This window comes from Rhodococcus sp. C3V, from assembly GCF_029269915.1.
Classification (GTDB): domain Bacteria; phylum Actinomycetota; class Actinomycetes; order Mycobacteriales; family Mycobacteriaceae; genus Rhodococcus_F; species Rhodococcus_F qingshengii.
Map to the genome: position 1 here is coordinate 45018 of NZ_JARJBE010000018.1, position 25217 is coordinate 70234.

Sequence of the window (25217 nt, forward strand, 5' to 3'; positions counted from 1 at the left end):
CCTCGGGGTTTCTCAACAGTGCAGGGTTAAAGTCCTCACGATTGGTCGGCACCACGCAATATGCAGAGCATAACTGCGCTCCGGCTCAAAGGTTTCGAACCACGACAGCCCTCGAACAGTAGATGCGACAAGCGGACATGAAACCGAGAACGATTGCACCGCAGACTCTTCGAGATTGTAAGCCACCATCCCGCCTGAAACATCACGCAGCGTTCACCAAAGAGCCCAGCGAACTCAGTATGCCGTTCTCACCCTACGGGTGAAGCGACCCAGCTGCTGAGAAAGCGCGGATGGCCCGCCGAACGAATTGCGAAAGATGTTGGACTCCGGAAAGCGCGGGCACTATTACACCGACTTCCGCCGCACCATTACCTACCACTCACCCACTTTGTCGGCCTCTACACCAACGAGCTGATCAGGCGGTTTTCGGTGCCCGCGACTGCAAGTGCAAGCTTTTCGAGGCCGGCGATGCTGTAGGCAGCGTAGGTCTCGTACGGCCCACGGCCGGAGAAGTAAGACGAGAGCTGGCCACCGAGCTCTTCGACGGTGAACGCGGATCCGGCTGCGTCGAAACGATTCTCGACCTTGGGTGCTTCCATCAACGCCACCATCTTGCCGTAGACGACGAAGACCTGTCCGTTGATCTCGTCGGAATCGGGGGATGCGAGGTAGCTGACCAGGGTCGCGACGCGCTCGGGTGCAAGCGGATCGAGGCCGACGACGCCGGTGTTGTTCTCGCCGAAGGCTTCTGCCGTCATGGCGGTGCGCGCACGAGGGCAGATCGCGTTCGTGCGGACGCCATAACGGGAGAGACCTGCAGCGCTCGAGAGCGTCAGAGCGGTGATGCCGGCCTTGGCTGCCGAGTAGTTGGGCTGTCCGGCGCTGCCGAAGAGGAAAGCCTCGGAAGAGGTGTTGATGATGCGGCCGTAGACCGGTGCGTCGGCTGCCTTGCTGGCCGCGCGCCAGTGGACGGCGGCTGCGTGCGAGGTGGCGGCGTGGCCCTTGAGGTGCACACGGATGACGTCGTCCCAATCGGATTCGGTCAGGTTGAAGATCACCTTGTCGCGCAGGATGCCTGCATTGTTGACGAGGATGTCGAAGGATCCGAAGTTCTTGACAGCCTCTTCGATGATGCGCCCGCCGAGCGACCAGTCGGAGACGTCGCCGGTGATCGCGAGTGCCTGTCCACCTGCGGCCTTGATCTCGTCGACCACGTCGTTGGCCGCTGCACCCATGTCGTTGACGATGACGGCTGCACCGGCAGCCGCGAGTCCGAGTGCTTCGGCGCGACCCAGGCCGGCGCCGGCGCCGGTGACGGCGGCAACTTTGCCTTCCAAGCTCAGTGATTGCGTCATGTCGTGCTCCTTAGAATCCAGTTCATCCAGCGCGTCCACGGCCGAGGACCATGTGTCTACGTAAAACACCTTCGACGAAAGTGCCATCACCAACTTGCTCCGTACCGCGAGGACTACAAAAACGATGCGTAACGACCGAATCTGAGGATGGTTCGGGCACGACTTCGCCGGAGTGGCTTGCGTGCGGCGGGTCGGCTAATCCTCATCCCGTCTACCTCCTCGGGCTCGGCGGGAATGACGACCACTTGCCAAGAACTGTAATCTAGTTCTAGTATCCGGACATGGCAAATCTTGCGACATTCCCAGCAACGGGACACGCGCTACCCACACTTGCCCAGGCCCCGTCCATCCGCGAACGCGCATCAGTTTTACGAAGCAGTCAGCGAAACGGCTTACTGGCCCGTCACATACCAATCGATAGTGGACTCAAACTCCAACCATCTGCGTGACATCTCGAATCAATGACGTTTCCGAACAGTCATCTGAGACGAAGTAAACGTGCACAGGCCGGTTCGAGTTCACGGAACTCTTCAGGTGTGACCACAACCGATTCGGGCGCGATCTCCAGATGTTCGGATTCACCCAAGTATTACTCGTTGACCGCCTCACGCGGCCCTGCTGAAGCAATCGATCGTGACGAAAAGATCATGTCCACCATGCGATCAACCAACCGGTGCACCTCACTGATCTCCCGGCGGCCCAGACCGTACAACTCCATCTCGTGTGCCAACACCGATGTCGAGATCCGGATGATGTCAGCCGCATCGTCGGGTTCGAGATCGGACAATACCGCTCGATACGAGCGAACAGCCTGATCGGAGAACCCGAGGAAGAGTCCGAGCACTGTGGGATCTGTCGACTGCCGCAGCACGCTTTGCAATCGAAGGAAGGTCGGGAACTCATGGAGCCTGTCGACCGTGTAGTGAAGCCTGCTTCGAATCCGTTCGGCCGGAACAAGATTCATATCGGCTTTTTCGCCCCTCTTGATCGGATCGGCCGCCGACCAGTCGGCCATCACAGCCGCGTAGAGATGCTCTTTGGATGTGAAGTACCGATAGACCGTCCCGAGGGCGACACCCGAACGCTCTGCCACATCGCGAATTTGAATATTTTCGAATTCATTGGACAACAACAACTCCGACGCCGCGTCGACAACACGCTGGCGTCGCTGCTGCTGCGCCTTCGGCAAGGCCGAGGGATGGAGCTCCGCCACCTTCTCCGGGACCCCTCGTTGCACATCCACACCTTTCATGTCGCGCCCGCCCCTGCTCAGGACTACCACGCTGGTCACCTCAATCCTACTGACATCATCGCGAACGCCACGGAAGCTCGACACAAGAGGCACCCCTTGCACACAAAAGAGAGTTGCACAGAACTTTCGAACAACGCTCCCGATCGAGGATGGAGGCTCCCCGATCGAGGCCATGCTTCTGCACCAATCAGCGTGCCCAGCAGCTACTTCGGAGTCTCCAGTCCACGACCAAGGAACCAGGACCGAGCAGAAATTATTGCAAGTCGAGACAGCATAACCATTGCACGAATAAGGAAACGGACTTAAATTGGACTGACTCGTCAGAACAATCCTCTCACCTCCGGTGAAGTATCCCGTTGTGAGATTCACGGTTGCGAACAGCTCCCATGACAGTCATCGATCAGCACCAATCGAGAGAGACGACAATGTATCCCGGCACATATGCATCCTCAGCTCCCGACCGCCCCGCAGTGATCCGCAGCGGCAGTGGCCGTGGCGACATCGTGACGTATCGGGAGTTGGAGGATCGTTCCAACCAGCTCGCGCAACTGTGGTGGTCCCTGGGGATCCGACCCGGTGATCATGTGGCGATTCTTGCCGAGAACCACACTCGATATTTCGAGGTGTACTGGGCAGCAATGCGATCGGGGCTATATCTCACGTGCGTCAACAGACATTCGACGCCGGAAGAAATAGCCTACGTGGTCAACGACTGTGCAGCGCAGTGCCTGGTAACCACCCATTTGTTGGCTGAATGCGTATCCGATGCTGTGACCAGGCTGGTCGGGACGCCGCTGCGTTTCATGATGGACGGCGTTGTCGACGGATTCGAATCGTACGAAACTGCAATGGAGAATCGGCCCATCACGCCGCTCGAGCACCAACCCCGCGGCGACGTCATGCTCTACTCCTCGGGGACCACCGGCACCCCGAAGGGAATTCGCCGCGCTCTGACCGGACTTGAAATCGACGATCCCAGAGGAATGGGAACCGGGTATTTTGCCAGTGAATTATTGTGCATCAACGAATCGTCGGTGTACCTGGTTCCAGCACCGATGTACCATTCGGCGGCACTGCAATGGTCGGCCGGTGCACAGGCGCTCGGTGCAACAGTCGTGTTGATGGACAGATTCGACGCACGCGAATTTTTGAGTTCGATAGCACGCCATTCGGTGACCCATACACAGGTGGTACCGACGATGTTCGTCCGGCTCTTGCAACTGCCCGAATCTGAGCGGGCCGAATATGATCTGTCGAGTCTGCGCTCAGTTTTGCATGCGGCGGCGCCGTGCCCTCCTTCCGTCAAGAACGACATGATCGCATGGTTCGGCCCCATCGTGTCCGAGCTGTATTCGGGCACGGAAGGTTTGGGGATCACCTTCATCACAGCCCCGGAATGGCTCGAACGCCCCGGATCAGTTGGGCGCGCAGTCCTCGGCATCCCGCACATCTGCGACGACCACGGCGAGCCCCTTGCCGCAGGAGAAGTCGGAACCGTGTACTTCGAACGTGACACGATGCCGTTCGAATACCACAACGACGCCGAGAAAACGACGGACTCTCAGCACCCGAAGCGGTCCGGGTGGTCCACCATCGGCAATGTCGGATACCTGGACACCGATGGATATCTCTATCTGACGGACCGGAAAGCCTTCATGATCATCTCCGGTGGAGTTAACGTCTATCCCGCAGAAATCGAAGCATGTCTCATGTCGCACCCGCAGGTGGCGGACGTTGCAGTCTTCGGGCTACCGGATCCCGAGATGGGCGAATGCGTGCACGCCGTGGTCGAACCACATTCTTTCCTTGCCGGCGATGACGATCTCGTCATCGAGCTCAGAACATACTTGCGCGAACGGCTTGCAGGATACAAAGTGCCCCGCTCCATCGAATTCGCACGCGAATTACCTCGATTGGAATCGGGGAAAGTCAAGAAAAACGACCTCCGCGCGGCATGTCTCGGCAGCACGACAATGACGACACTGCGGTAGCACCCTCTCCCCGGAAGGGGACTACACATCGATCACGCCACCAGGTCCCGAGACGGCAGCGTCGATCGAAAAACTTTGGAGAACCACCATGCAACAACATCTCTCGCGCGTGACGCCAATCCCCGCGAAACGGATGTATATCAACGGAACAGTGCGAACGATGGCCGACGACACCCGCAGCGATCCGGTCCCGACCGCATTTGCTGTCACCGACGGTGTATTCGTAGCAGTCGGCAGTGATGACGACGTGCGTCAATACCTCGACCCCGACACCGAGATCGTCAATCTGTGTGGACGGACTGTACTGCCGGGATTCATCGAAACCCATCTGCACCCGCACATGCTCGAAACCGATATGGCAGTCGTCGACGCCGGCATCAAGACAAGTCCGACCATCGACATCCTGCTGTCTGCGCTCCGCGAGCGCGCAGACAGCACCGATATGAACACCGCCGTGATCGCCGCAGGTTTCGACGACAGTCTGGTAGCGGAGGATCGCGGACTCACCACCGCAGATCTCGATCAAGTCAGCATCGAGCGACCTGTCATCGTGCGACATCTGTCCGGGCACGGCGTGTACGTCAACTCTTTCGTTCTGCACGAGCAGTCCATCGACAAAACGACCCCCGATCCCGTGGGCGGCGTGATCGTGCGGGATTCCGATGGCAACCCCAGCGGCGAGTTTCGGGAAATCCCCGCGATGAATCTCGTGGTGCGCCCGGACCAGACGATGCAGGCCGATGCTTTACTCGACGACGCACTACGGCGCGCATTGGAAACGATGTCGGCTGTAGGGGTGACCAGCTTTCACGACATGTTCGTCGCACCGGTCATGGTGAACTCCTATCGCCGCTTGCTCGCGGCGAACGAGCTGACCGCGCGGGCGCGGCTGTACGTGGGCTTCGGAGCCGCAACATCCGCCGAGGCGAGTGAAGAAAATGCCGACTTGTTCGACACACCTGATGACGACATGTTGACGGTAGGGGGCGTGAAGATCATCTCGGACGGCTCGATCCAGTTGCATACCGGTGCACTCACCGAGCCCTATTCCGATCTCGAGGACTGCAGTTGTGGCGGCATGGCGATCCCCGAGGCGAACTTGAACGAGATGGTCGCTCATCATCATTCGCGGGGCCGACAGGTTGCGATACACACCAATGGCGATCTGGCCATCGATCGAGCCCTCGATGCAATCGAGAATGCTGCCTCTTCAGGTCCAGAGGCCTGTCGAACCCTTGTCCACCGCCTCGAACACGTCCAAACCCTTCGCGAGGATCAAATCCATCGCATCGCCAGGCTGGGGGTTGCGGTCTCCGTCTTCGTCAATCACGTCTACTACTGGGGAGACCGGCACCACGATCGCTATCTCGGCCATGAGCGCGGCAACCGGATCAGCCCAATCGCGTCGATCAACCGGGCCGCGGTTCCCTTCGCTCTGCATTGCGACAGCCCCGTCACACCCGTCGACCCACTTTTCACCATGGGCACCGCCGTCAATCGCCTCACCCGCAGTGGACGCGTCCTCGGACCGGCCGAAGGTGTCAAGCCGTGGGTTGCATTGTCCGGGTACACATTCTCGGCTGCTCGACTGAGCGACGAGACAGCAGTGAAAGGCCGTATCACCCCGGGACTCTTCGCCGATTTCGTGATCCTCGATGACGCCCCTCTGACCGTCGATCCCACTTCCATCAAATCCATTTCAGTACTCGCCACCGTGGTCGGTGGGCGGGTTGTCCACTCCTCGGAGTTCGATCCGCACTCGGAGGCATCGGCATGAGTCGTAGTTCCCGCCGCGGAAGTCGCAGATTGGCTGCGGCTGCGCTGGCGATCATCGCAAGTATGTTCCCGGCGTCATACGGCGCATCGGCTCGAGAAATCGTTGCCGTAATCACCACCGATGATCTCGCGGGCGATCACAGCGATACGGCCTTCAAGCAAAGACACACACCCCGACTGGTCCAAGCCCGAGTTGTAAAGTAATTACGCGGGTTTCGGGTGATCCGCTCCGGACCGTAGGGCGAACGGAGCGGACCGAGCGCGCACAAGTGCCCACCGATGCTGAGCGTGACCGCAGCGGTGGGCGGCGCGCACGAACTGTCAGGGACGAGCGCGCAGTCTTGACGGGCCACCGCGCCCACCCTCACCTGGACCGGATCGCTTACAGCGGAGGACTTCCCGGTGAACTGTGCATCGCACGCTGTTAGAACGGGTGGCAGACGCGGTCCCTGGCACGTCCGACCCTACTTACTGCCACTGTCCCGTATCGGACCCGCCGGGCGAATCGACAGCGTTGCAGTAGAACTGGGGTATTACGTCGTCTGGCCCGGCGGGCGTGATTGCCACACCGTTCTTCTAACTCCACGACAAATACCCGGACGATGCTTTTGCTCCGGAGGTGACGCAGATCAACGGCAGCGACTCAGGTGCCAGAAATCGGACCCGATTCGCGCTACGGTTCTGGGTTATGGGGACAAGCTTCCACGGACCGAACCCGTGGCCACACATCACTCGCGCGATCCGCACACGCGGTCCGCGCTATGCCGCTGTCCCCTATCTTGGACACCTTGCGCCCGAACTACTTCCACTTCGTAGTGGAGACCTTCTTGTAGTCAATGCTTCTACCGCGGCGGTACGCGCCCACGCCACCTCTCCAGTCGTTCTTTCGCACTACCTCAGCAAGGGCGTTCGCATCCTCTCGTCGTCAACCCTGCACGCCAAGGTCATTGTGACGAACCAACGAGCTGTAATCGGCTCGGCGAATGCTTCCGAAAACTCCATATTCACCCATGAAGCGGTCATCATTTCCGATGATCCCCAAGTGGTCGCCGACAGTCGCGCATTCATCAACAATATCGATGAAACCACCGCGGTAGACCAGATATTCATCGACAATGCCGAACGCGAGTGGGCAAGCGGGCGAGCCGTACCCATCCCCGGCATCACCGGACGAACGCAGATCCTCGACAACGACTTTCTTCCAACTCCGACCAACAGAGTATTCATCAGGCAAGACAGCGACTACGAGAGCCATCCTCTCGTGCCCACCACACCCGTAAAAAGTACTCAACCGCAGAATTTTTCGGTCAACCCCACCGTGAGATACCGACTCGAAACGCTCAGAAGCGGGAAGCCACGCAGCATTACACGCGGGGACGTAATCATCCGCATCTCCAGGGATAATGAATTGCTGCTACCACCCGCTGTCGTGATATCCAATCAGGAAAGAACACCTCTCTCCCCCAGAGCATTTCACTGCTTTCTCCGCGTTCGCAACGACCTGCAACCGCTTCCTGTTGCAGACGCCGAAAAGCATCTCTCCGTCGTCGGACATCCCAGCACACAACTGAGGTCCAACCATTCCGTTCGCTCCTCTAGCCTTCGGGCCGAACTCCTGGCGCTGTGGAGCCTTTGACACCGAGGAACGAATGTTGACGAGGTGCGCAACATCCTTCGAGCGCAGGAGTCCTTCGCTCCCGATATGTCGATTCGAACACCGCCCTAGCGGAAGTCGAGTAGCACGCGACTCTGCTGCCCCACCTGTCGAACGAAATCCTTTGCGTAACTGCGATGAAGAGCGCCAACTCTGACATCACACGCAGACCAACCTCGCCTCAACCGGAATCACGTCACGACTCGCCCGCGAACACGAAGTGCAAAGTTCTCCCCGTTCGGGGCCCACGTTCGGCGACAGGCCATCTCGAGTCGCCTTTCCGGATCTCCTCCGACGCTCCTCTTACACATGCAAGGTCTACGGGGCCCTCTCCGGCGTCACACGACAGTGCACTGCACAAGCCAGCATCTCACACATGGGCCGCCCACCCCTCGTGTAATCACACATGATTGCACCAGACATTTCACAGCAGGGAGCTAAGCATCTCCATCCGCACCTGAAGTTCGATCCGACTCCGACACGAGAACGCCATTGAACGAACCAACGCCGACCCACCCAGGATCCGCCTTCGGTGGAGCCTTAGAAACGCCCCGTCGAGTTCGTCGTTGTACGGGCCGGCGGCGGCCTGCGATGCGGACCGCCGCGAAATCCCACAGAACTCCATGGCAACATCAACCACACGCGACACACCGAACAAGCGCGCCTACCCGTATCAGTTACAGATTGGTTCTAGTCTTTCCTCATGGCACAGCACAACAAGGGACCTCGCGGACACATCGCGACTCGTGCTCCCCTCAAGCAGCACAAGGTGTACGAGGATCGGGCCGCCGAACTCGGAATCCCTGCTGGGGACTACTCCGTGCTCATACTGGCCATCACACACGGACTGGACATACCGGACTACATCAGCGACAAGCTGCATCCGGAGCAGCTAAGACTTCTCGAAGTCGAAGCGGCCGGATCGTTGCGTCGCATCGAGCAGCTTGCGGTCGGCGCATGAACTATCCCTAGACAGCGAACAACCCCCAGGGCTTGGCGGCATCGGGGGCTGTCCGTTTATGCGGTTGTGGAAGCTTCCCAGCTTCCTGACCACCACTAACCCAGTGAAGGAAGAGGCGGTGACCACCACTACCTCGAAAGGAAGAGGCGGTGCTTACTCGATGATATCGCAGAAACGCAATTCCGCCATACCCGCGGACGTGTTCTCGGTGTCATTTCTGGCACGTCCAGATCACATTTCAGCTTTTGCGACGCCAGGATCACACCTCGGCATCCCGAATGTCCCATCCGAGCAGACCAGCACCGTACCCACAGCGGTACCGATGTGCGGCCGCCGGATCGAACAGACCTCTCGAACGACCGCGGCCGCAACGCACGTACTGCGGATCCGCAGACAGGGAGGGCGCCCCTAGCCGGCAGCGAGCGAAGTACCCCGATTCCTAACTAAACAGCGCAGACCTCTTGAAAAGTACAAAGGCCCCCGAAGGGGGTGATTGGGAGCGGACCGCATCGCGGCGAAATAGGACTGGCAGGTCCTTGACGTCGACTGAGAACTGGCAGGTTCTCCGACATCTGTTCTCGAACATTCTCGAGAGGTGAGCTTCGAAAGTTGGTGCTTTCTCTGCTCGTACTGCATCCCCTGGAAGGGACTTACCTATGGCAGGTATGTCTCAGGGTAGCGCATACCCTGAATACACCCCAACTCATTCCATATCACCAACCGTCGGCGTGTCGCGCATCGGCACCCGATCCGCTGTCCTTCAATCGACAGAAGTCGACGAATGGCAAGCAGCAGTCAACGGCGCTCTCACACGCGTGGCTCGTATCGAAGCCGCTGCACGACAACTCAACGAGAGCACTGACCAGCGTGGACGCTCTTGGTCCCTACCCGTCGAACCAAAGGAACAAGCACGCGTTCCGGTCTGGACGTCACGCAGGGAATGGCTCCGCCAGTTCCGGCACCACACCACCACTCCGGCCGGCAAGGCATTGTGCGCGCGCAACCTGATCAAGCCCGACAAGGCTTACGTCGTGGCACAAGCTCACGCGTATTTCGCCGAATCCCACACAGGCCGCGGGGTCTGCGCAGCAAAATCAACAATCGCTGCCCGGGCCAAAGTCAGTGAATCCTCGGTCAACCGCACCAGGAGAGTGCTCATCGCTCTTGGAATGGGCATCGAACACGTCCGGGGGCGGAACCTTAGAACCCTGGAATTTTTCGCTGCCGAGGCCCACCACGGGGGTCAACAGCACCGCGCTGCATCGACTTGGTCACTGTCATCTCCTCGAACGGTCGTAGCAACGACACCACCTCGAAACGTCGCCAAGACACGGCTGCCTCGTGCCTCCGAAAGGGTTCCCCGCCGCAGGGATCGCAGCCCTCATAAGGACGGCGTCAACCGAGTCAACCGGCCCCACAACGGTCGACCAGGGCCGATAGGAGCTGACACCCTATCTAGTGTTGGTTTTTTATCTTCTGAAGTTCTTCCGTTAGGAAGAACTCACCAACGCGTACACGCGCGAACTGTGCCCACACCAAAAAAACGAAGCACCTCCCGGAGCTCACCAAGACCTCTGGCACTTCAAAGGACTGCGGCTGAACTCGTCAGCCATGCCCCGGCCCTCAGACCACCCGGACATATCGGGGCGATCTGTGACCTTCTCCGCGATGTCGAAATCGATACGACGCGGTGGACTGGCCGTGACATCGCACTGACACTCTCCCGAGACACAGCAGACCGAGGATGGATCTGGCCGACGAGATCCAGCCTGAGTTCGCCGTTGGGGTACCTCAAACGAAGGCTCGACGGCATCGACTGGACAGGAGAATCCCCCAGCGAACAGCGCAAGGCGGCTGACCTGGCGAGAAAGAGGGAACAACAACTACTTGAAAACTCACACGTGCACCGCACGAAAATGGCAGCGGGCCCGGACCACCGCGCGAAGATTCTCGCCAGCATTCGTGCGCACTTGAGGAAGATTCAGCGTTGAGGCTTGAACGGCCCATTCCAGGGCTGCAATGCGCATCCAGGACCGGCGCAGGGCAGAAGGGCGACATGAACGCTCGCGAGAAGGATTTGAGCTTGGATTCAGCCCGTGCTGCCCCGGCCTGAAGACACATGAGTAGTTGCATGTGCACCGAGAATCAGGAGGACGGTATTTGGGTCTATGCACTGCTCTCGACCCCTATTTTCGAAAAAACTGATGCCGCCCAAACAGTGAATAGTGGACCCTCGGGTCTCGCATGGTCATGTCGAGAATGGGCGTCGGATCCAGTTCTGCATCTGGGGGGTGATCGAACGACTGCCGTCCCACAATGTCGACGCGTCCGTACACGGGATGGACTGTTTTGCCTCCCTCGATGCTTTGATGCGGTGCGTCTGACCCCGCAACTCGATTTTCGCAGGTAGAGGCTATTTTGCCCGGAAGAAGCGCCTTGCGATCACTGCACGTGACGCACGCGTTGCGAGGCATTCTGATCGCGCATGCCATACACGCAATGCGTGCGTTGCAAGGCGTGCATGGCATGTATGGCACTACTGTCGCGGAAACTGCGGGTCACCTTAGTGGCGTTCATATTCGCGGACGCTGCGGAGTGGGCATCCTGCATGGGATCCTTGTAAACCTCGGACGCACTTTTCCATCGCCACCGCTCCCCCACTCGGTCGAAAGAATGCGTGTTTGGGCGTCGCGAACTACGTGCCGCTGCGTGTGATTACCCGCTACGCGAAACTTCTGGTCTCAAAGCAGCGAAAATCGCCCCTGGCAGTACTGAATTTGCCTACCCTGTTCCCTCACCTCGTTTCGTCACAGTGACGATTAATTGATGAATTGATGCCTGCCTTGATTCGCTTCGATGAGCACTCCTCGACCGAACTTCGTCCCAATCGGATTTCTGAATGTCGCTTGCCCTGTACCTCCGGATTCACACACTCGACGTGCATTTCGCGCGGAAGTTTTGTTGGGCACGCGCCCCGCGGTGCCTGAGATGGTTCAACAATGGTGTTCGCGAGTCAGATGACCACGCCGCTTGGCAGTGAAATCAGCTGTAGCTGCAACTCTCAATGGACTTAGGTTTCCCTCCCGCCTCCAGAAATGGGGGATCCAGTGTGGTTGCTCCCACCTCCCCCGCGTGCCGGACTCCACCTTGAGAGCACTCATGCAGTTCATCTGTTCGCTTCTTGCGGCCTTGGTCCTCGGAGTCCGATGAGATGAAATGGATTTCGGCTCCGAACGGCGGCATGTGCAGCTGTCGGCATACCAGCGCCGGCGGGAGGTGTCAGGGGGTATCTGAAGTGGCAATCCGTTCTCTCCCGTCTCCGAAGTGTGGCCTGTGGTGCGGATAGCTGAAATTTTCCCCCTCGCGACTGCTGAACAATCCGTGCCGCTCACGCCCGAAATTGCCGAATCTTCCCTGATTTCGGGCCTTGAGTCGGTTAGCAGCCGGGGAATTTTTGTTCGATCACCTCGACAATCTCACGGCAGCCATCTGCGGCTCGGTCGAATTCGCTGTTTGTGACATTTCGTGGGCGGGAGATTGCGGCAGTCAAGCTGCTCTGAGCCGGCCGGAATTTTCCACTAATGCCTGCTGCTCGTGGCGAATTCTCTTTATCGTGCGATCCTGACAAAGCTTTGACCTGCAATTTTGCGCGTGCATGCGCTGCGTGTATGCGCGCTCTGCATGCATTGCACGCCCACTATGCAATGCATGTGGAGCATGAACTGCATGCAAGCCACGCATAACGCGCGTTGCGGTGAGTGCGCGCAGTGCGTGGTGGGCATGCACCGCGCGGAATGCATGCGATGTGATCATCGCAAGTAGCGCACGCTAGGCACGCCGTGCATAACTTGCGAAGCGTGCAGGCCATGCGGTGAATGCGTTGCAAGCAGCTCAAGCGTGTAGTGCGTTGTATGCACGAAGAGCGTGGCTCGCAAGGCGCGCATAACGTGCTGGGCTTGCATGGAGTGCGTGGTTAGCACAGCGTGCGTGTAATGCAATGGATGCATGAAATGCACGACAGGCACAGCGCGCAAAGCGTGTACCGCGTGCAACACATGCGTGTTATGCTACGCGCGCACGTAGTGCACAGTGTGCGTGTCTAGCGGGCGGGGCAGTCAAAGCATGCAATGCATGCGGTGCTCAGATCGCGTGTGACGCACAGTTTGCGTGTAATCCACGTACAGCGTGAACTGCGCACACGGCAAGCAGTGCACATATTGCATGCAGCGCGTGGTCCCCACGCACTGCACGCCTCGCAAGCGTCCATGCTCTCGACGAAAGGTCCGCAATGCAGCCACGCAAAATCGCACTCGGCAACCAGAAGGGCGGCGTAGGCAAGACAGCCTCCACACTCGGGCTTGCCAGCGCCATCACGGCGGTCGGCGGAAAAGTACTTGTCGTCGATATGGACCAGCAGGGCAATACCACCGGCGGCCTCGGCGTCGCGCTCGAAGAGGGCATGATGACGGCCTACCACCTCATGAACCAGACCAGGGAAGGCATTGCAGCGGAGGCGATCATCGCTACTCCATGGGATGGCGTAGACCTCATTCCCGCGGACGAAGAGCTCGGAAAAATCGAATCGGATGGGTCGAATGACCTGGTTTTTCGCCTAGACGTTGCGTTCGAAGGGCTCGACCTTTCTCCGTATGACGCCGTGCTGTTCGACTGCCCTCCTAATATGGGCAAGGTGCTGTTCGCGGTTCTCATCGCAGCAGATGGCGTTGTCGCCATCACGGAACCCACAATCGACAGCGTCGGTGGCGTTCAGAAGCTCGAAGAGACGATCGACACCGTTCGTAAACGCGCAAATCCCAAGCTGGCGTTCGACAAGATCGTGATCAGTCGTAAACGCTCCACCGGCGAACATGAGTTCCGAGAGAGCGAGTTACGGGAGACCTACGGAGCTCTTGTCGCCAAGACGTCGATCCCGGAACTCGCGGCTCGTCAGGATGCGCATTCGAATCGCACTCCGATTCACCAGTTCAAGGGCGGGAAGGCCTTGACATTGCAACTTGCATACAGCGACTTGCTCGCTGAGTTGCCCATCGTGATCGGAGCGCCGGCATGAGCGTGAAGCGGGAACCTGCCATTCGTAAGACCCACCCGGCTGAACTCATCCCGGAACGTCCGCCCAGGGGAGACGCGACCCCTGCGACAACTGCACCTGCACCATCGTCGCCTTTAGTGGACCCCGGCGGCCGCAAAGATGAGGAGGAGAAGCTGTCGATGACGCACAACACGCGCATCAAACCTTCGACCAAAGATCGCCTCCGGCGCGGTGTCGACAAATTGCGGTACGAGACAGGCGACCGCGAAATCAGCGAGGCGTCGATGACCGAGGCTGCGCTAGACGAATATTTGAAGGCCAGGGGACTGTAGAACGATGCGTGCACGGCATGCACTGCGTGCATGCATCCGTAGGTTGTCCTGATTGTGAATTTCGGTCAAGAGCAAGGGCATCATGTGCTTCGGCTGGATGACCTACGCAGCGGCGCTTAGCGCGCCCGCCGAACGGTTTTGCACGCGGGAAGCATTCCACGGACTTCAGACTTTCGAGTGGTCAGCCGGTGGGTGCGGGAACACGCGAACCCGCCCCGGAGGGGGAGTCCTTGCTGGGGCGTGCAATGCCATGTTTCCTTCATTTGCTGACATTCGGCTTTTTAGCTCTTGAACGCTATGGCAGTGCAAAGCGGCGAGCAATTTGCGTGAGCAGTCCGCTGCAGTCACGCAAAATCGCAGATCGCCCGACATGCCTCTGGAGTAAACAGGCGGGCAGCTGGCACGACATCGCCGACGTGCTTTGAGTACCACGCAAAAACAACATCAGTCGCCTCTTGTATGTGACCGCCACAAATCGCTACGAGCCCGCACCGCAGGCAAAGCGGACCAAACACAGGAGTTCCACCACAAGAAATCTTCCGAAAACAAGAGGAGCCCCGCCGGCGGCAACCAGCGAGGCTCCAGACCGAGAACACCCCTTGTAGGAAGGAAAACCCGATCATGGGTGATTTTAGTCTGCGCGCCGCGCGGATCCAGCTTGGAGCACTGATCGCCGCACTTCTCATCGCGATCTTCATCGCGATCGGGATCACCGCCGGCGCGTTTGTCCTCTCCTTCGCAGTCCAACGGGACCTCGCGCGCCAAGGAACCATCCCCGAAAATCTCGCATGGATCTTTCCTGTCATCGTTGACAGTGCAATCTTCGGATCCACCGTAGCCATCGTCATTCTGAGCAAACTGAAGATGCATCGACGCGACAAGTACTTCTACGTTGCTGTTGCTGTTTCAGTGGTCGCGATCAGCATCCTCGGGAACGCCTACCACGCGTTCCACTCCGCAACAGCTGCGCAACAAGTCGTTGCGGCAGGTCAGAGTATCGGCTACACGCCTCTCGCCCCAGCCGTCGCTGCCATGATCGCGGTCATCCCGCCGGTGCTCGTACTCGCCTTCACGCACGGACTGGGAATCCTGATCAAAGCAACGGGTATTGCATATTCCGACTACAAGATCGAGATCGACAATGCTTCTGCAGGTGTGGGTGCGGTCGATGCCCAAAGCGTCGTCACTCGGAACGAAACAGGTGAAGGCGTCCAACACTCTTTAGGTGTCGTAGAAACGCGTGACGCGCCGAAAGGCGCTCCGTATCCGATCCCCTCCAGACAAACGGAGTCCTCAGTGAAGCCGGGGCCGTCGAACGTAGAGGCGGTGGCGCACGCCGAACTCGAATGGTTCATTGCAACGTCGGACCTGCCCGACGCTGTCAAGGACACCGCACGGCGCAAGCTTGCAGACCCGACTCTCACCTGGGAGATGATCGCTCAGACGTCCAACCCTCCTGTCGCAACATCGACCTCGTGGCGCCGATACGAAAAGTTCGATACCGCCGCCCGCGCAGCTGGCTTCGACAACCCGCCGCTTATCGACATGAGAGCATCGGACAACCAGTTCACCGACCAACTCGTCACTACAACGTGAGTAGCGCCGCCACCCGCCAACGCCAAGGTCTCCGAGCGCCAGGAATCGCGTCATCATGGGAGCGGCAGCAGAGGCCACACAGATTGCAGATAAGGAACCAGCATTGACCGACCCCGACGACCGTCACCCCGTGATCATTCCACCAAAACCGCACCAGCGACCACGGCAACAGCGAGCGCACGACACAAAGGCAAAGATCCTCAAAGCAGCTGCGCGCTCCTTCTCGATCGATGGGTACGCCGCCACCTCCATGAACGACATCGTCGCGGAGGCTGCCTCCACGAAAGGGGCCGTGTACTTCCACTTCGACTCCAAGGAAGCCATCGCGCGAGAACTCATCAACCACTGGTTGACCGCGCTCCGAGAAATTCGACAATCAACCGACGAATCAGCAATACCAGCGATCGAGCAATTGGCGGCCTTCTTCAACGGTTCAGCGGCACTTATAGCTGACGATGCCCTGGCCCGAGCCGGTCTCAGGCTCACCACAGAAGCAGGTCTTGATACCGCCCCACCCGCATTCCGCAAGTGGATGGAACTAGTGAGCAGGCTCGTCGATACTGCGATCGCAGACGGACAGCTCCCCGCCTCCGCCGCGCAGCGCCTGGCAGTGAATCTGTGCGCGGGATTTATCGGCGCAATTCAAGTCATACAGGTACTCGGCGACCCGGGAGATTTCGCTTCGCGCATCGACGACTTGGTGAACGCGTATTTGATCTCAGATGCGTAGTCCGCGCGTGGCGAGGGCGTCAGTAGGGGAGAGGAACCGGACTCACTTCGCGGCGACGTCGTCAACCGTGTAGACGGTGTACACCTCAATCCTCGACGGCAGCGAGGCAGTCGCGTCGTAGAGAGGGCCGATAACGTGCCAGGCTTCCCGAGCCGAATCTCCGAGACGCTTTGTCCATAGCGAACATTTCAGCTATACGGGCCGTGCCGGCGTGAAGACGCGCCGACGGGACCATCACTGAGACTGGAGAACACCAGATTGAGATCCACCCGATGAAGACAGCGGAAACCACGTGTGTGGGAAGGTGTGCCGCGTCGGTGCTGCCGAGTACTTCACCGACCCTCGCCGCCCGTTGAATGAGTTCCACAACTCGCACATGAGAGTGGTATCAAAACGAATCCCATATCGGTACCATCAGCATATGAGCACGCAGATCGCGGTACGACTACCGGACGAGATCGTGGAATTTCTCGACGACGAAGTCAGGGAACATCGCGCGACCTCAAGGGCCTCGCTAGTGTTGCGCGCTCTCGAACGCGAGCGTCGCCGACAGATTGCCGCACGTGACGCGGAGATCCTCTCGGCCACAACATCCGAACATGATCTGAGTTCTCTCGCGCACCACGCGGTGAATCGACAACCAACGGGCTTGACCTGATGCGACCGATCCACGAAGCCAGCCTCGACACAGTCCGCCCGGTCGTCGTACTCACCCGAGAGGTGGTCCGTCCACACCTCAAGACCGTCACGGTAGCTCCCATCACCGACGAGATCCGAGGACTGTCCACTGAGGTGCCCGTCAGTGCCGCGAACGGAATATCCACCGACGCGGTGGTCAGTTGCGACCACATCACCACTCTTCCCGTCAGTGCACTCGGCAACATCATCGGTTATCTTCTGCCAGCACAAGAAGAATCACTGTCCACAGCCGTGCGCGCCGCATTCGATCTCGAATGAGGACGACAGTGAACGGAAAGGAGGAATCATGGTGTTGAAGAAAGGGGAGCAGTTCGCGCTATTCGAGCTCGAAACGCCAGAATCCGCTACTCGTTCGGACGAAGTTCCCGAACCGGACCAGCCTTCTTTGTTCGACGTTGACGACACCAATTCTCTCGCAACGGATTCCGGTGCTGCGGAGCGCCCCCGCACCGACGACATCGTCGCCCCACCGGATGAGCGCTCCAGCGAAGTGGCACCAGAACCCACCCAGGCGTCCGAGGTCGACGCAACCGAACCGGCCGCCCTCCCCCCCGCTGGCGAGTCAGCAGACGGCCACGCTGTCATTGTCACGGCAGCCGGCACCTACACACCATCCGGCCACACGCTCACCGGCCCAGTAGATTCCATCGAAAAACTCGACAAACTCATCAGATGGGCAACGCTCACCCCACTGGGCGCACCGGCACAGATCTGGATAGTTGGAATCGAAGCCTGCGAAATGCTCGGATGGATCATCGACCCGGGCAGCGAAGACGACGTCGATGACATGGAAATCCTGCGCACCCGCGCTGCCGAAGAACTCACCGCGATCCTCCATGCCACGCTGACCCCGATGCTGACCGCAGGATGGGAACTCCGCGGAGAACCCGGCCACGTTGTTCACCTCTCCCGCACCACCGGGAACTTCACATCCATGGTCGACATTTTCATCGAACCCTACGTGTGGACCTACTGGAACAAAGACTTCGGATGGGGCAACCGCGTGGGGGACATGGGGATCCTGGGATCACCCACCGCTGGAACCTACCTCCCCGACGACGACCTCCCCGCCGCACAGGAACTGGGACGCCGACTCGCGTGGTGCGCACAACACCTCGGCGTGCTACCCGGCCCCACCCCAGCACGCACCGGCGCCGCCATCGTCGACAAGATCAAGCGCGACCGCACCCGCAGCGGTAAAGGAATCGTCGTCACCGTCGGTGGACCCGTCCCGCCGCTGGATGGCGAACCGCGCGGAGATCTCGAACCTGCAGTCGGATGGACCCGCATCCCGGACCTCGAAGAACTCTCCGACGCAACACAACTGGTATCGATTGACCAACGAGCGGCGTACCTCGCTTCCGCCGGCATGCTCGAATTCGGCTACGGAAAACCTCGACATCTTCGCAGCGAGGACGCGCTCGATGCGGCAGGGCAATCGAAAACCCCGTTCGGACTCTGGCGTGTAACCCTCCCACCCGGTGACATGCTGGCGCTCCCACCCGCTCTACCGTTGCCTCACCCACACATGCTCGCCGACCAATCTGTCCAGACCTGGATCAGCTCCGTCAGCCTCGATGCACTTCAAACGTCCATCGCAGATGGCGGGATCGGTGCAGAGCTCGACGATCTCGACATCATCGAAGCATGGGTCTACCCGCAGCAAGGTCGGGCCCTCGACAAGTGGGCGAAAATCTTGAGAGAAGCCCGCAAAGTTGCCGTCGACACCGGCGACACAGCAATGAAACGGTTCATCGGCTCCTCCTACAAGGGCTACATCGGTCGAATGGTCAACCCCGACATGTGGACCGCCAAACAAATGCAACACCACCACCAACCGCTCTGGCGAGCAGCGATCATCGCGCACTGCCGCTGGAGAGGCCGCCGCGTCGCGATGCGCATCGCGCGCGAAACCGGGCGTTGGCCACTGCGTACGGTCACCGACTCCTGGGTCTACCCCCTGCCCCCGGGCATCGACATCGCAGATGACAGTGACGCACTCGGGAAAATGACTCTGGAAAAGCGTGCCCCGCTCACCGAGGACATCGCCGTCATGCTGACCGATGCCCGCGACACCCACGAGATCAACCTCGCACTCAAAGCTGCATTCACCGGCGAAGATGAAGGAAACATATAGTGGCCCTGCATCTTCCGAAACCGCGGTCAACGAAACCCGCACAGAAGACCGTCGGCTTGGACGGACTCAACGTATCTGTCTCGACAGCAGCAACAAGCGGTATCGAAAAATCGAAATCGGTCAAAAGCGGGGGGTTGGCCGGACTCACCAGCAAAGTCTCCGTTCGCCAGCTGCGTACCGAAATCGGCAAAGAAGGCCTACGGCAAGCAGCTGTCGACGCCGGAAGGAAACCCCCATCCGACCGAACACTGCGCCGCTGGGCCCAACACGGACGAATCCCCCACCCCGACGTCACCGAACGCGCACAACGGCGAGCCGCCATCGAACGACTCGGCGGAATCGATGCAGTCGCAAAGAAAATTGGACGTTCACGATCAGCGGTCTCTCGCTACCGCTCCGGGGAAACCAACGAACTGCGCGCCGATGCGAAAAAGAAGCTCAAAAACGTCAAAGCACGCGACATCATGGACCGTGCCGGCGTGCTACGACCCGACGGACAACCCAAAAAGGCCACCATCCGAGTCCGCGGGGGAGTGTCCGTCCGCAACGGCTCTGAAGAGGGCTACGACTACCGAGTGCGAACCCTGGACTTCGCGAACTCCGACAGCCCCTTCAGCCTTGACGAAACACGAGAACTCGCCATGGCTTTGGCCAACGACGATCATGCCCGGGTGGTTGCCATCCTCGAACGTCACGCCACGATGGACTACCCCGAAAACAAGGGATTCGACCAGTACGGCGACACTTTCGGCTTCCACTTCGATTCCATCGAATCCGTACACATCGACTGGACGTAGGGCCCGTCCTGGCTCTCGGTGTGCCGGATAGGACGGGAATTCCGTTCGCAGACCCCGGAATCGAACATCGCCTCGATCGGTCCGGGGATTCGCTGGCCAGGTCGGAGACGTATGGCGCTCAGCGGGGGTTGTCAGGTTTGGCAGGCTGGTGGGAGTCGAGTTCGGAGACGGTGGCTTCCACAGCTGCCGCGATCTCGTCGTCGGTAGGAACGAGATCGCGAACCTGGGAAGGGAGAGTCTCATAGGTATAGTCGGCCACCGCGAGAGGTGCAGTTGTCCCGGCAAGCGAATACCGGACGACGTTGTCGTTGCGGCCCGCGCAGAGCAAAATTCCCACAGTCGGCGCGTGGATGTCCTTGTTGCGGAGGTTGTCGTCGATCCACGAAACGTAGAACCCGAGCTTCCCGACATACTCCGGCTCAAACCTGCCCACCTTCAGCTCGACGACAACAAACCTCGCTTGCACCCAGTTGAAGAACAGCAAATCGATATAGAAATCCTGATCACCGACCTCGAAATGGTACTGACGTCCGACAAAAGCGAACCCATGTCCCAACTCGAGGAGGAACTGCTCCAGCCGACGCATCAGCGCGGACTCCAGCTCCCGCTCCGCGACACGTTCGGTGATATCGAGAAAATCGAAGACATACGGGTCACGCACCAACTGTTGAGCGAGATCAGAATCCTCGGCAGGAAGATGGTCCTGAAAATTCGACGGTGCCGCACCAATCCTGCGACGTAAACCGCTGTTGATCTGATTTTGCAGCACATTGCGCGACCACCCGTGTTCAGCAGCCGTTGATGCATACCAGTCGCGGTCGGACTGGTTATCCAGCTTGTCGAGCAATACCGTCACATGACCCCATGGCAATTGGCCAACAGGTTGTTGGCCAATTGCATCGCGACCCCAGATGCTCGCCATCTGCCGCATGTACTTCAGATTGGTCCGCGACAACCCGCGCATGTCGGGGAAGGCTGACCGAAGATCGACAGCGAGCCTGTCGATCACCTTTGAACCCCAGCCCTCGGCCTCCTGACGCTGCACGATTGCGTGCCCTATGTCCCAATAGAGGGTGAGCAGTTCGGTGTTGACGATGCGGGTGGCGCGAACTCGCGCTTGCCGAACTTGCGACTTGAGATGATCGAGGAGTTGGGCATAGTCGGCGGGCAGTTCGGCTGGAGCATTCACCCATCCATTTTCACCTAGCACTGCTGGGAATGCCCACCGGACATGCCCCGTCGGACAACGCAGCCCGCAGAAGCGGCGACTCGGGAGTGGATGAGCACTCGACACTGGATCGCCCTGCCTTCGCACAGCTTTGTTCTGCACAGGGCGCATTGATCGGAGTCGATCCGTCCAGCACCATGACGGCCCTCACCTGAAATCGGGCGCTTCAGAGCAGCCCGCGCGCAGGCAGGTACATCGTGTCCCCTGGTAGCGAAAGGTTCTCATGCCGTTCCTAGGTTCGACCGTGCACCGTCCGGTGTGCATGCTGATGACGGCAACAGTCGTCGCAACCTCCGTCGCTTTGATGTCGCCGGGCATCGCGTCGGCCCAATCGAATGGATGCTCGAAGACTTTCAACCTGGTTATCCCCGGAACCTGGGAAACCGCAGAAGACGCCGATCCCTCGATCCCGGTCGGTATGCTCAAACCGGTCGCTGACAGCCTCGCGGACAAGCACGGTAGCGCGGTACAGATCTATACGCTGCCGTACATGGCCCGAGCCTTCGACAACGGAAAAACCTACGCAGACAGCAAATCTGATGGTTTAGCGAGGGCGAAGGACGCTCTCTCCGAGATTGCAACGAAGTGCTCTGGCATCAAGTTCACCATCACCGGCTATTCCCAGGGTGCGGACATCGCAGGTGATCTCGCCTCTGAAATCGGCAATGGCTCCGGCCCCATCAAAGCAGAGCAAGTCCTCGCGGTCGGGCTTCTCGCCGATCCAGGTTCCGGGACGAACGGTGAAGCAGTCATCGGACCGAAGCCATCAGGAAAGGGGATCGCTGATCCGCGACCGCAGGGCATGGGGAAGCTGTCGGGCCGGGTCGCGTCGATCTGCGATCCGAAAGACCTCTACTGCTCGATCCAAAAAGGTTCGAGTCCGCTGCTTGGGGCGCTGGGTTCAGTGCTCACCAAGGCTGCGAGTGCTGGAGGTGATGGCGAGGTAGGCGACAATTCATACCTGGCCACCGCGCTGGCGTCGGATTTCTCCCAAGCCGACCTCCCCGGCCTCGCCACAGCCACAGGCAATCTGACCAGTGAACTATCGAAGACGGACGGCACAATCGACCTTAAGAAGGTCGCCTTCAGCGCGACAACTCTGGCGAACGCCATCAGCCCGCTCGCGGAACTACTCGGCTCCGGTGCCGCCAATGCTGCGGCGAACGGAAAGCTCGCTGCATCACCCGTCGGAACAGCCGAAAATAATGCCGGCCACGTTCTCGACAGGGCCAGCCAATCCGATCTCAGCAGTGCGCTCTCAACAGTGACCGCGATCGCCGACACCGCGAGCAAGCTCGCCAGCAAGGGCTCCACGACGCTGCCGGCCTCATCTCCGGACCTGACCCCCCTATCGACCGCCGCTGGCACCCTCGACAGCCAGATCGCGCCGCTCCTGGCGACACCGAGCGACGTCCTCGGGTCAGCCTCCGGAGCCCTCGCCTTGCTCAAGCCCACGGTGGTTGTCAACCAAGTCCTAGGCGTCGTCACCGGGCTCACCTCCCTGGATATGCCTGCGATCCTGGCGAATCTGAATCTTCTCCCGCAGAAGGTCGCAGCGCTCGACGCACAGGGTGCCCACAAGATCGCAGGGGATCTGAACAACCAGTTCTCCCCGTTGGTGAAGATGGCCGCTGGTGTCGATCTGAAGTGGGTCTCGCAGGTCCTGTCGGCAATCCCGGATCCGTCCGGCTATTCGCAGGTCGCGGGGCTCGTCGCGTCGATCCTGGGAGGCGTCGACATCACCAAACTCGCGAACCTCGTCGGCCAGGTACAGGAAATCGCTTGGGCCGCAGTCGAGAAGCTGCTCCCGCCGCCCGGACAGCTCGCCGACCCGACCGGGGCCGGCGCTGTCATGACGGGCCTCGTCCCGGTCGGACTCGAGCTCACTTCGATCGCGGTCGACATGCTCGGAGGCAAAGCTACGAAGACTGGTCCGACATTGCTCGGCAAGCAGGCCGCGACGGCCGCGACCATCAATACCGTTCAGGCGCAGGACATGGAACTTCCAGCACTGGCTAATTCGTTAACCGCCATGTCCAACTCACAGGGCGCCAACGACCTTGCCTCTCTGGTAGGGGAGGGGCTCGAAGCAGCGTCCTTCTTCGCCTCCGGAGCGCACCTGAACTACAACTCTCTCGTCGTCGACAACGCCGGCCGCAACGCGATCCAGTGGATCTCGGACTGGCTCAATCTGCAGATCGGACACGCGTGATGAGAAGACGATGCTTCGCATGAGTGAATATCTAGGTCTGCACAGCGCTGCCTCAGATTAGCTTTCGTTAATTTCCTGAACTGATTGGGGCTCTCGGGCTTGATCATAATCGATAAATTTGGACGCAAGGATTCGTATTCGTTTGGTCAACAGGATGCGGCTGTGGTAGGATCACGCCTGATTAGCCACTCGCTATCAGAGAATCAATGCGTGTGAATGCAGATGGCAGCGTACTCATTTGGGGTGCGGTACACCAGAGGCGAATGTCGGTGTCGATTGTAGTAATCCTCCTTCCAGCCCTCGATGACCACCCGGGCTTCGAGGACGCTGTGGAAATCGTCCATGTTCAAGCATTCGTCACGGACACGATTGTTGAAGGATTCGATGTACCCGTTCTTCCACGGCTGACCAGGCGGAACGTAACCGATACCGACCTGATCCGCGCAGAACGCCCTCAGTGATTCGGAGATGAACTCCGGGCCGTTGTCGCACCGAGGTATCTGTGGCGGGCCGCCCCAGAGCGCGAACGCCTTCTCCAAGGCTGCGACGAGATCCTCTGCCGGGATAGATCTCTCGACCACGTTGAACACCCAATGACGGGTGTGTTCGTCGACCATCGACGCGATCTTGAACTTCCTCCGGTCCGTCGTCGAATCGAACTGGGAGTCGATCGCCCAGACAACCTTCAGTGCATTGGCCTCGGTGATCGGAGTGGTCGAGGCGCCGGCACGTTTCCGGATCTTCACCCGCAATCCTTCCTCGCGCCAGAGGCGCTGCACCTTCTTCTTGTTGATCACCCAGCCGGGGGCACGTAGATCCGCCCACGCTCGTCGGAACCCTTTTCGTTGGTTGGCTTTGGCCCAGTCTCGCAACCATTTCCGTAGATCGGCGTCCGGGTCGTCCGGGGTGTTTTTCGCAAGCTCTTTCCGTTGGGTCGATCGCGGTTGCCCGACGATTTTGCAGGCGAAACGCTGTGAGAGCCCCATCGTTTCCTGGAGCATCGTCACGGCGTTTCGTCTGGCGGTCGGGCTCAGAATTTTCCCCGAGCGATCTCCTTGAGCGTGGCCTTTTCGAGTTCGGCTTCGGCGAGGAGCTTCTTGAGCAGCGCATTTTCGTTCTTGAGTTCCTTGAACTCTTTGGCGTCGTCGGCTTTCATGCCGCCGTACTGCTTACGCCAGTTGTATAGCGTCGGAACCGATACGTCGAGTTGTCGGGCGATTTGCTCGATGTCGGCGCCTGAGGCGGCGAGTTCGTCGCCTTGGCACAGTTTTCGGATGATCTGTTGAGGCGTATGCCGTTTACATCCTGCCACGAGATGAAGCCTTTCATGCCCTTGATCAGGGCGGAAGGATTCTCATAACCTGCGGGCCACTTCATGGGGGTCATGCCAGATGTATTCGCGAGTAGAGCAACTCTTCGGCGAGGATGCGGTTGTACCGTTCGACCT

Annotated in this window: 17 protein-coding genes; 13 read left to right on the forward strand and 4 right to left on the reverse strand. The window is 59.4% G+C overall.

Annotation, left to right across the window (positions count from 1 at the left end; translation table 11 throughout):
• Window positions 1-398: 398 nt before the first annotated feature.
• Both P3G66_RS29230 and P3G66_RS29235 read right to left on the reverse strand, forming a co-directional pair.
• Entirely contained in the window at window positions 399-1355 is a 957-nt protein-coding gene (locus tag P3G66_RS29230) for a 3-oxoacyl-ACP reductase (RefSeq protein WP_276117513.1), read from the reverse strand.
• 589 nt (window positions 1356-1944) lie between these two features.
• Window positions 1945-2646 carry a TetR/AcrR family transcriptional regulator gene (locus P3G66_RS29235; RefSeq protein ID WP_276117514.1) on the reverse strand — a complete coding sequence of 234 codons (702 nt, stop codon included), beginning with the start codon at window positions 2644-2646 and terminating at the stop codon, window positions 1945-1947.
• Window positions 2647-3032: 386 nt separating this feature from the next.
• Here P3G66_RS29235 and P3G66_RS29240 point away from each other — a divergent pair, with 386 nt between their 5' ends.
• From P3G66_RS29240 to P3G66_RS29295, 12 genes are all read left to right on the forward strand, one after another.
• Window positions 3033-4598 carry an acyl-CoA synthetase gene (locus P3G66_RS29240; protein ID WP_276117515.1) on the forward strand — a complete coding sequence of 522 codons (1566 nt, stop codon included), beginning with the start codon at window positions 3033-3035 and terminating at the stop codon, window positions 4596-4598.
• A 160-nt stretch (window positions 4599-4758) separates the two neighbouring features.
• A complete protein-coding gene (locus P3G66_RS29245) occupies window positions 4759-6375 on the forward strand; it encodes an amidohydrolase (protein WP_276117516.1) in 1617 nt (538 codons plus the stop codon).
• 687 nt (window positions 6376-7062) lie between these two features.
• On the forward strand, window positions 7063-8010 hold the full coding sequence (locus P3G66_RS29250; RefSeq protein WP_276117530.1) for a phospholipase D family protein: 948 nt from the start codon (window positions 7063-7065) through the stop codon (window positions 8008-8010).
• Between the two features lie 721 nt (window positions 8011-8731).
• The gene (locus tag P3G66_RS29255; RefSeq protein WP_029256882.1) at window positions 8732-8989 is read left to right on the forward strand and encodes a hypothetical protein; all 258 of its coding nucleotides are present in this window, start codon (window positions 8732-8734) and stop codon (window positions 8987-8989) included.
• Between the two features lie 4288 nt (window positions 8990-13277).
• Window positions 13278-14060: an AAA family ATPase gene (locus P3G66_RS29260; protein ID WP_276117517.1), complete on the forward strand. Its 783-nt coding sequence runs from the start codon at window positions 13278-13280 to the stop codon at window positions 14058-14060.
• The gene (locus P3G66_RS29265) at window positions 14057-14371 is read left to right on the forward strand and encodes a hypothetical protein (RefSeq protein WP_276117518.1); all 315 of its coding nucleotides are present in this window, start codon (window positions 14057-14059) and stop codon (window positions 14369-14371) included. Before P3G66_RS29260 ends, P3G66_RS29265 begins: the two co-directional genes overlap by 4 nt.
• A gap of 621 nt (window positions 14372-14992) precedes the next feature.
• The gene (locus P3G66_RS29270; RefSeq protein WP_276117519.1) at window positions 14993-15967 is read left to right on the forward strand and encodes a DUF2637 domain-containing protein; all 975 of its coding nucleotides are present in this window, start codon (window positions 14993-14995) and stop codon (window positions 15965-15967) included.
• Window positions 15968-16022: 55 nt separating this feature from the next.
• Window positions 16023-16697 carry a TetR/AcrR family transcriptional regulator gene (locus P3G66_RS29275; protein WP_276117520.1) on the forward strand — a complete coding sequence of 225 codons (675 nt, stop codon included), beginning with the start codon at window positions 16023-16025 and terminating at the stop codon, window positions 16695-16697.
• Between the two features lie 421 nt (window positions 16698-17118).
• Window positions 17119-17355 carry a YlcI/YnfO family protein gene (locus tag P3G66_RS29280; protein WP_276117521.1) on the forward strand — a complete coding sequence of 79 codons (237 nt, stop codon included), beginning with the start codon at window positions 17119-17121 and terminating at the stop codon, window positions 17353-17355.
• Complete coding sequence (locus P3G66_RS29285) at window positions 17355-17654, forward strand: type II toxin-antitoxin system PemK/MazF family toxin (RefSeq protein ID WP_276117522.1); 300 nt, start codon at window positions 17355-17357, stop codon at window positions 17652-17654. The genes P3G66_RS29280 and P3G66_RS29285 overlap by 1 nt, the downstream gene beginning before the upstream one ends.
• A gap of 28 nt (window positions 17655-17682) precedes the next feature.
• Window positions 17683-19533 (forward strand): hypothetical protein, encoded by a 1851-nt coding sequence (locus tag P3G66_RS29290; RefSeq protein WP_276117523.1) that lies wholly within the window; start codon window positions 17683-17685, stop codon window positions 19531-19533.
• Window positions 19533-20330, forward strand: coding sequence for a hypothetical protein (locus tag P3G66_RS29295; protein ID WP_276117524.1), 798 nt, complete (start codon window positions 19533-19535; stop codon window positions 20328-20330). Before P3G66_RS29290 ends, P3G66_RS29295 begins: the two co-directional genes overlap by 1 nt.
• Window positions 20331-20448: 118 nt before the next feature.
• Here P3G66_RS29295 and P3G66_RS29300 read toward each other — a convergent pair whose 3' ends face one another.
• Window positions 20449-21519: a PDDEXK nuclease domain-containing protein gene (locus tag P3G66_RS29300; RefSeq protein WP_276117525.1), complete on the reverse strand. Its 1071-nt coding sequence runs from the start codon at window positions 21517-21519 to the stop codon at window positions 20449-20451.
• A gap of 301 nt (window positions 21520-21820) precedes the next feature.
• Here P3G66_RS29300 and P3G66_RS29305 point away from each other — a divergent pair, with 301 nt between their 5' ends.
• Window positions 21821-23770 carry a cutinase family protein gene (locus tag P3G66_RS29305; protein WP_276117531.1) on the forward strand — a complete coding sequence of 650 codons (1950 nt, stop codon included), beginning with the start codon at window positions 21821-21823 and terminating at the stop codon, window positions 23768-23770.
• A gap of 203 nt (window positions 23771-23973) precedes the next feature.
• Here the strand turns inward: P3G66_RS29305 and P3G66_RS29310 are convergent.
• Window positions 23974-25082 (reverse strand): IS3 family transposase gene (locus P3G66_RS29310; RefSeq protein ID WP_276117526.1). Its coding sequence is split into 2 segments (ribosomal slippage): window positions 23974-24806 and window positions 24806-25082, totalling 1110 coding nucleotides; the frame shifts between segments, so codons are not numbered across the junction.
• Window positions 25083-25217 lie beyond the last annotated feature (135 nt).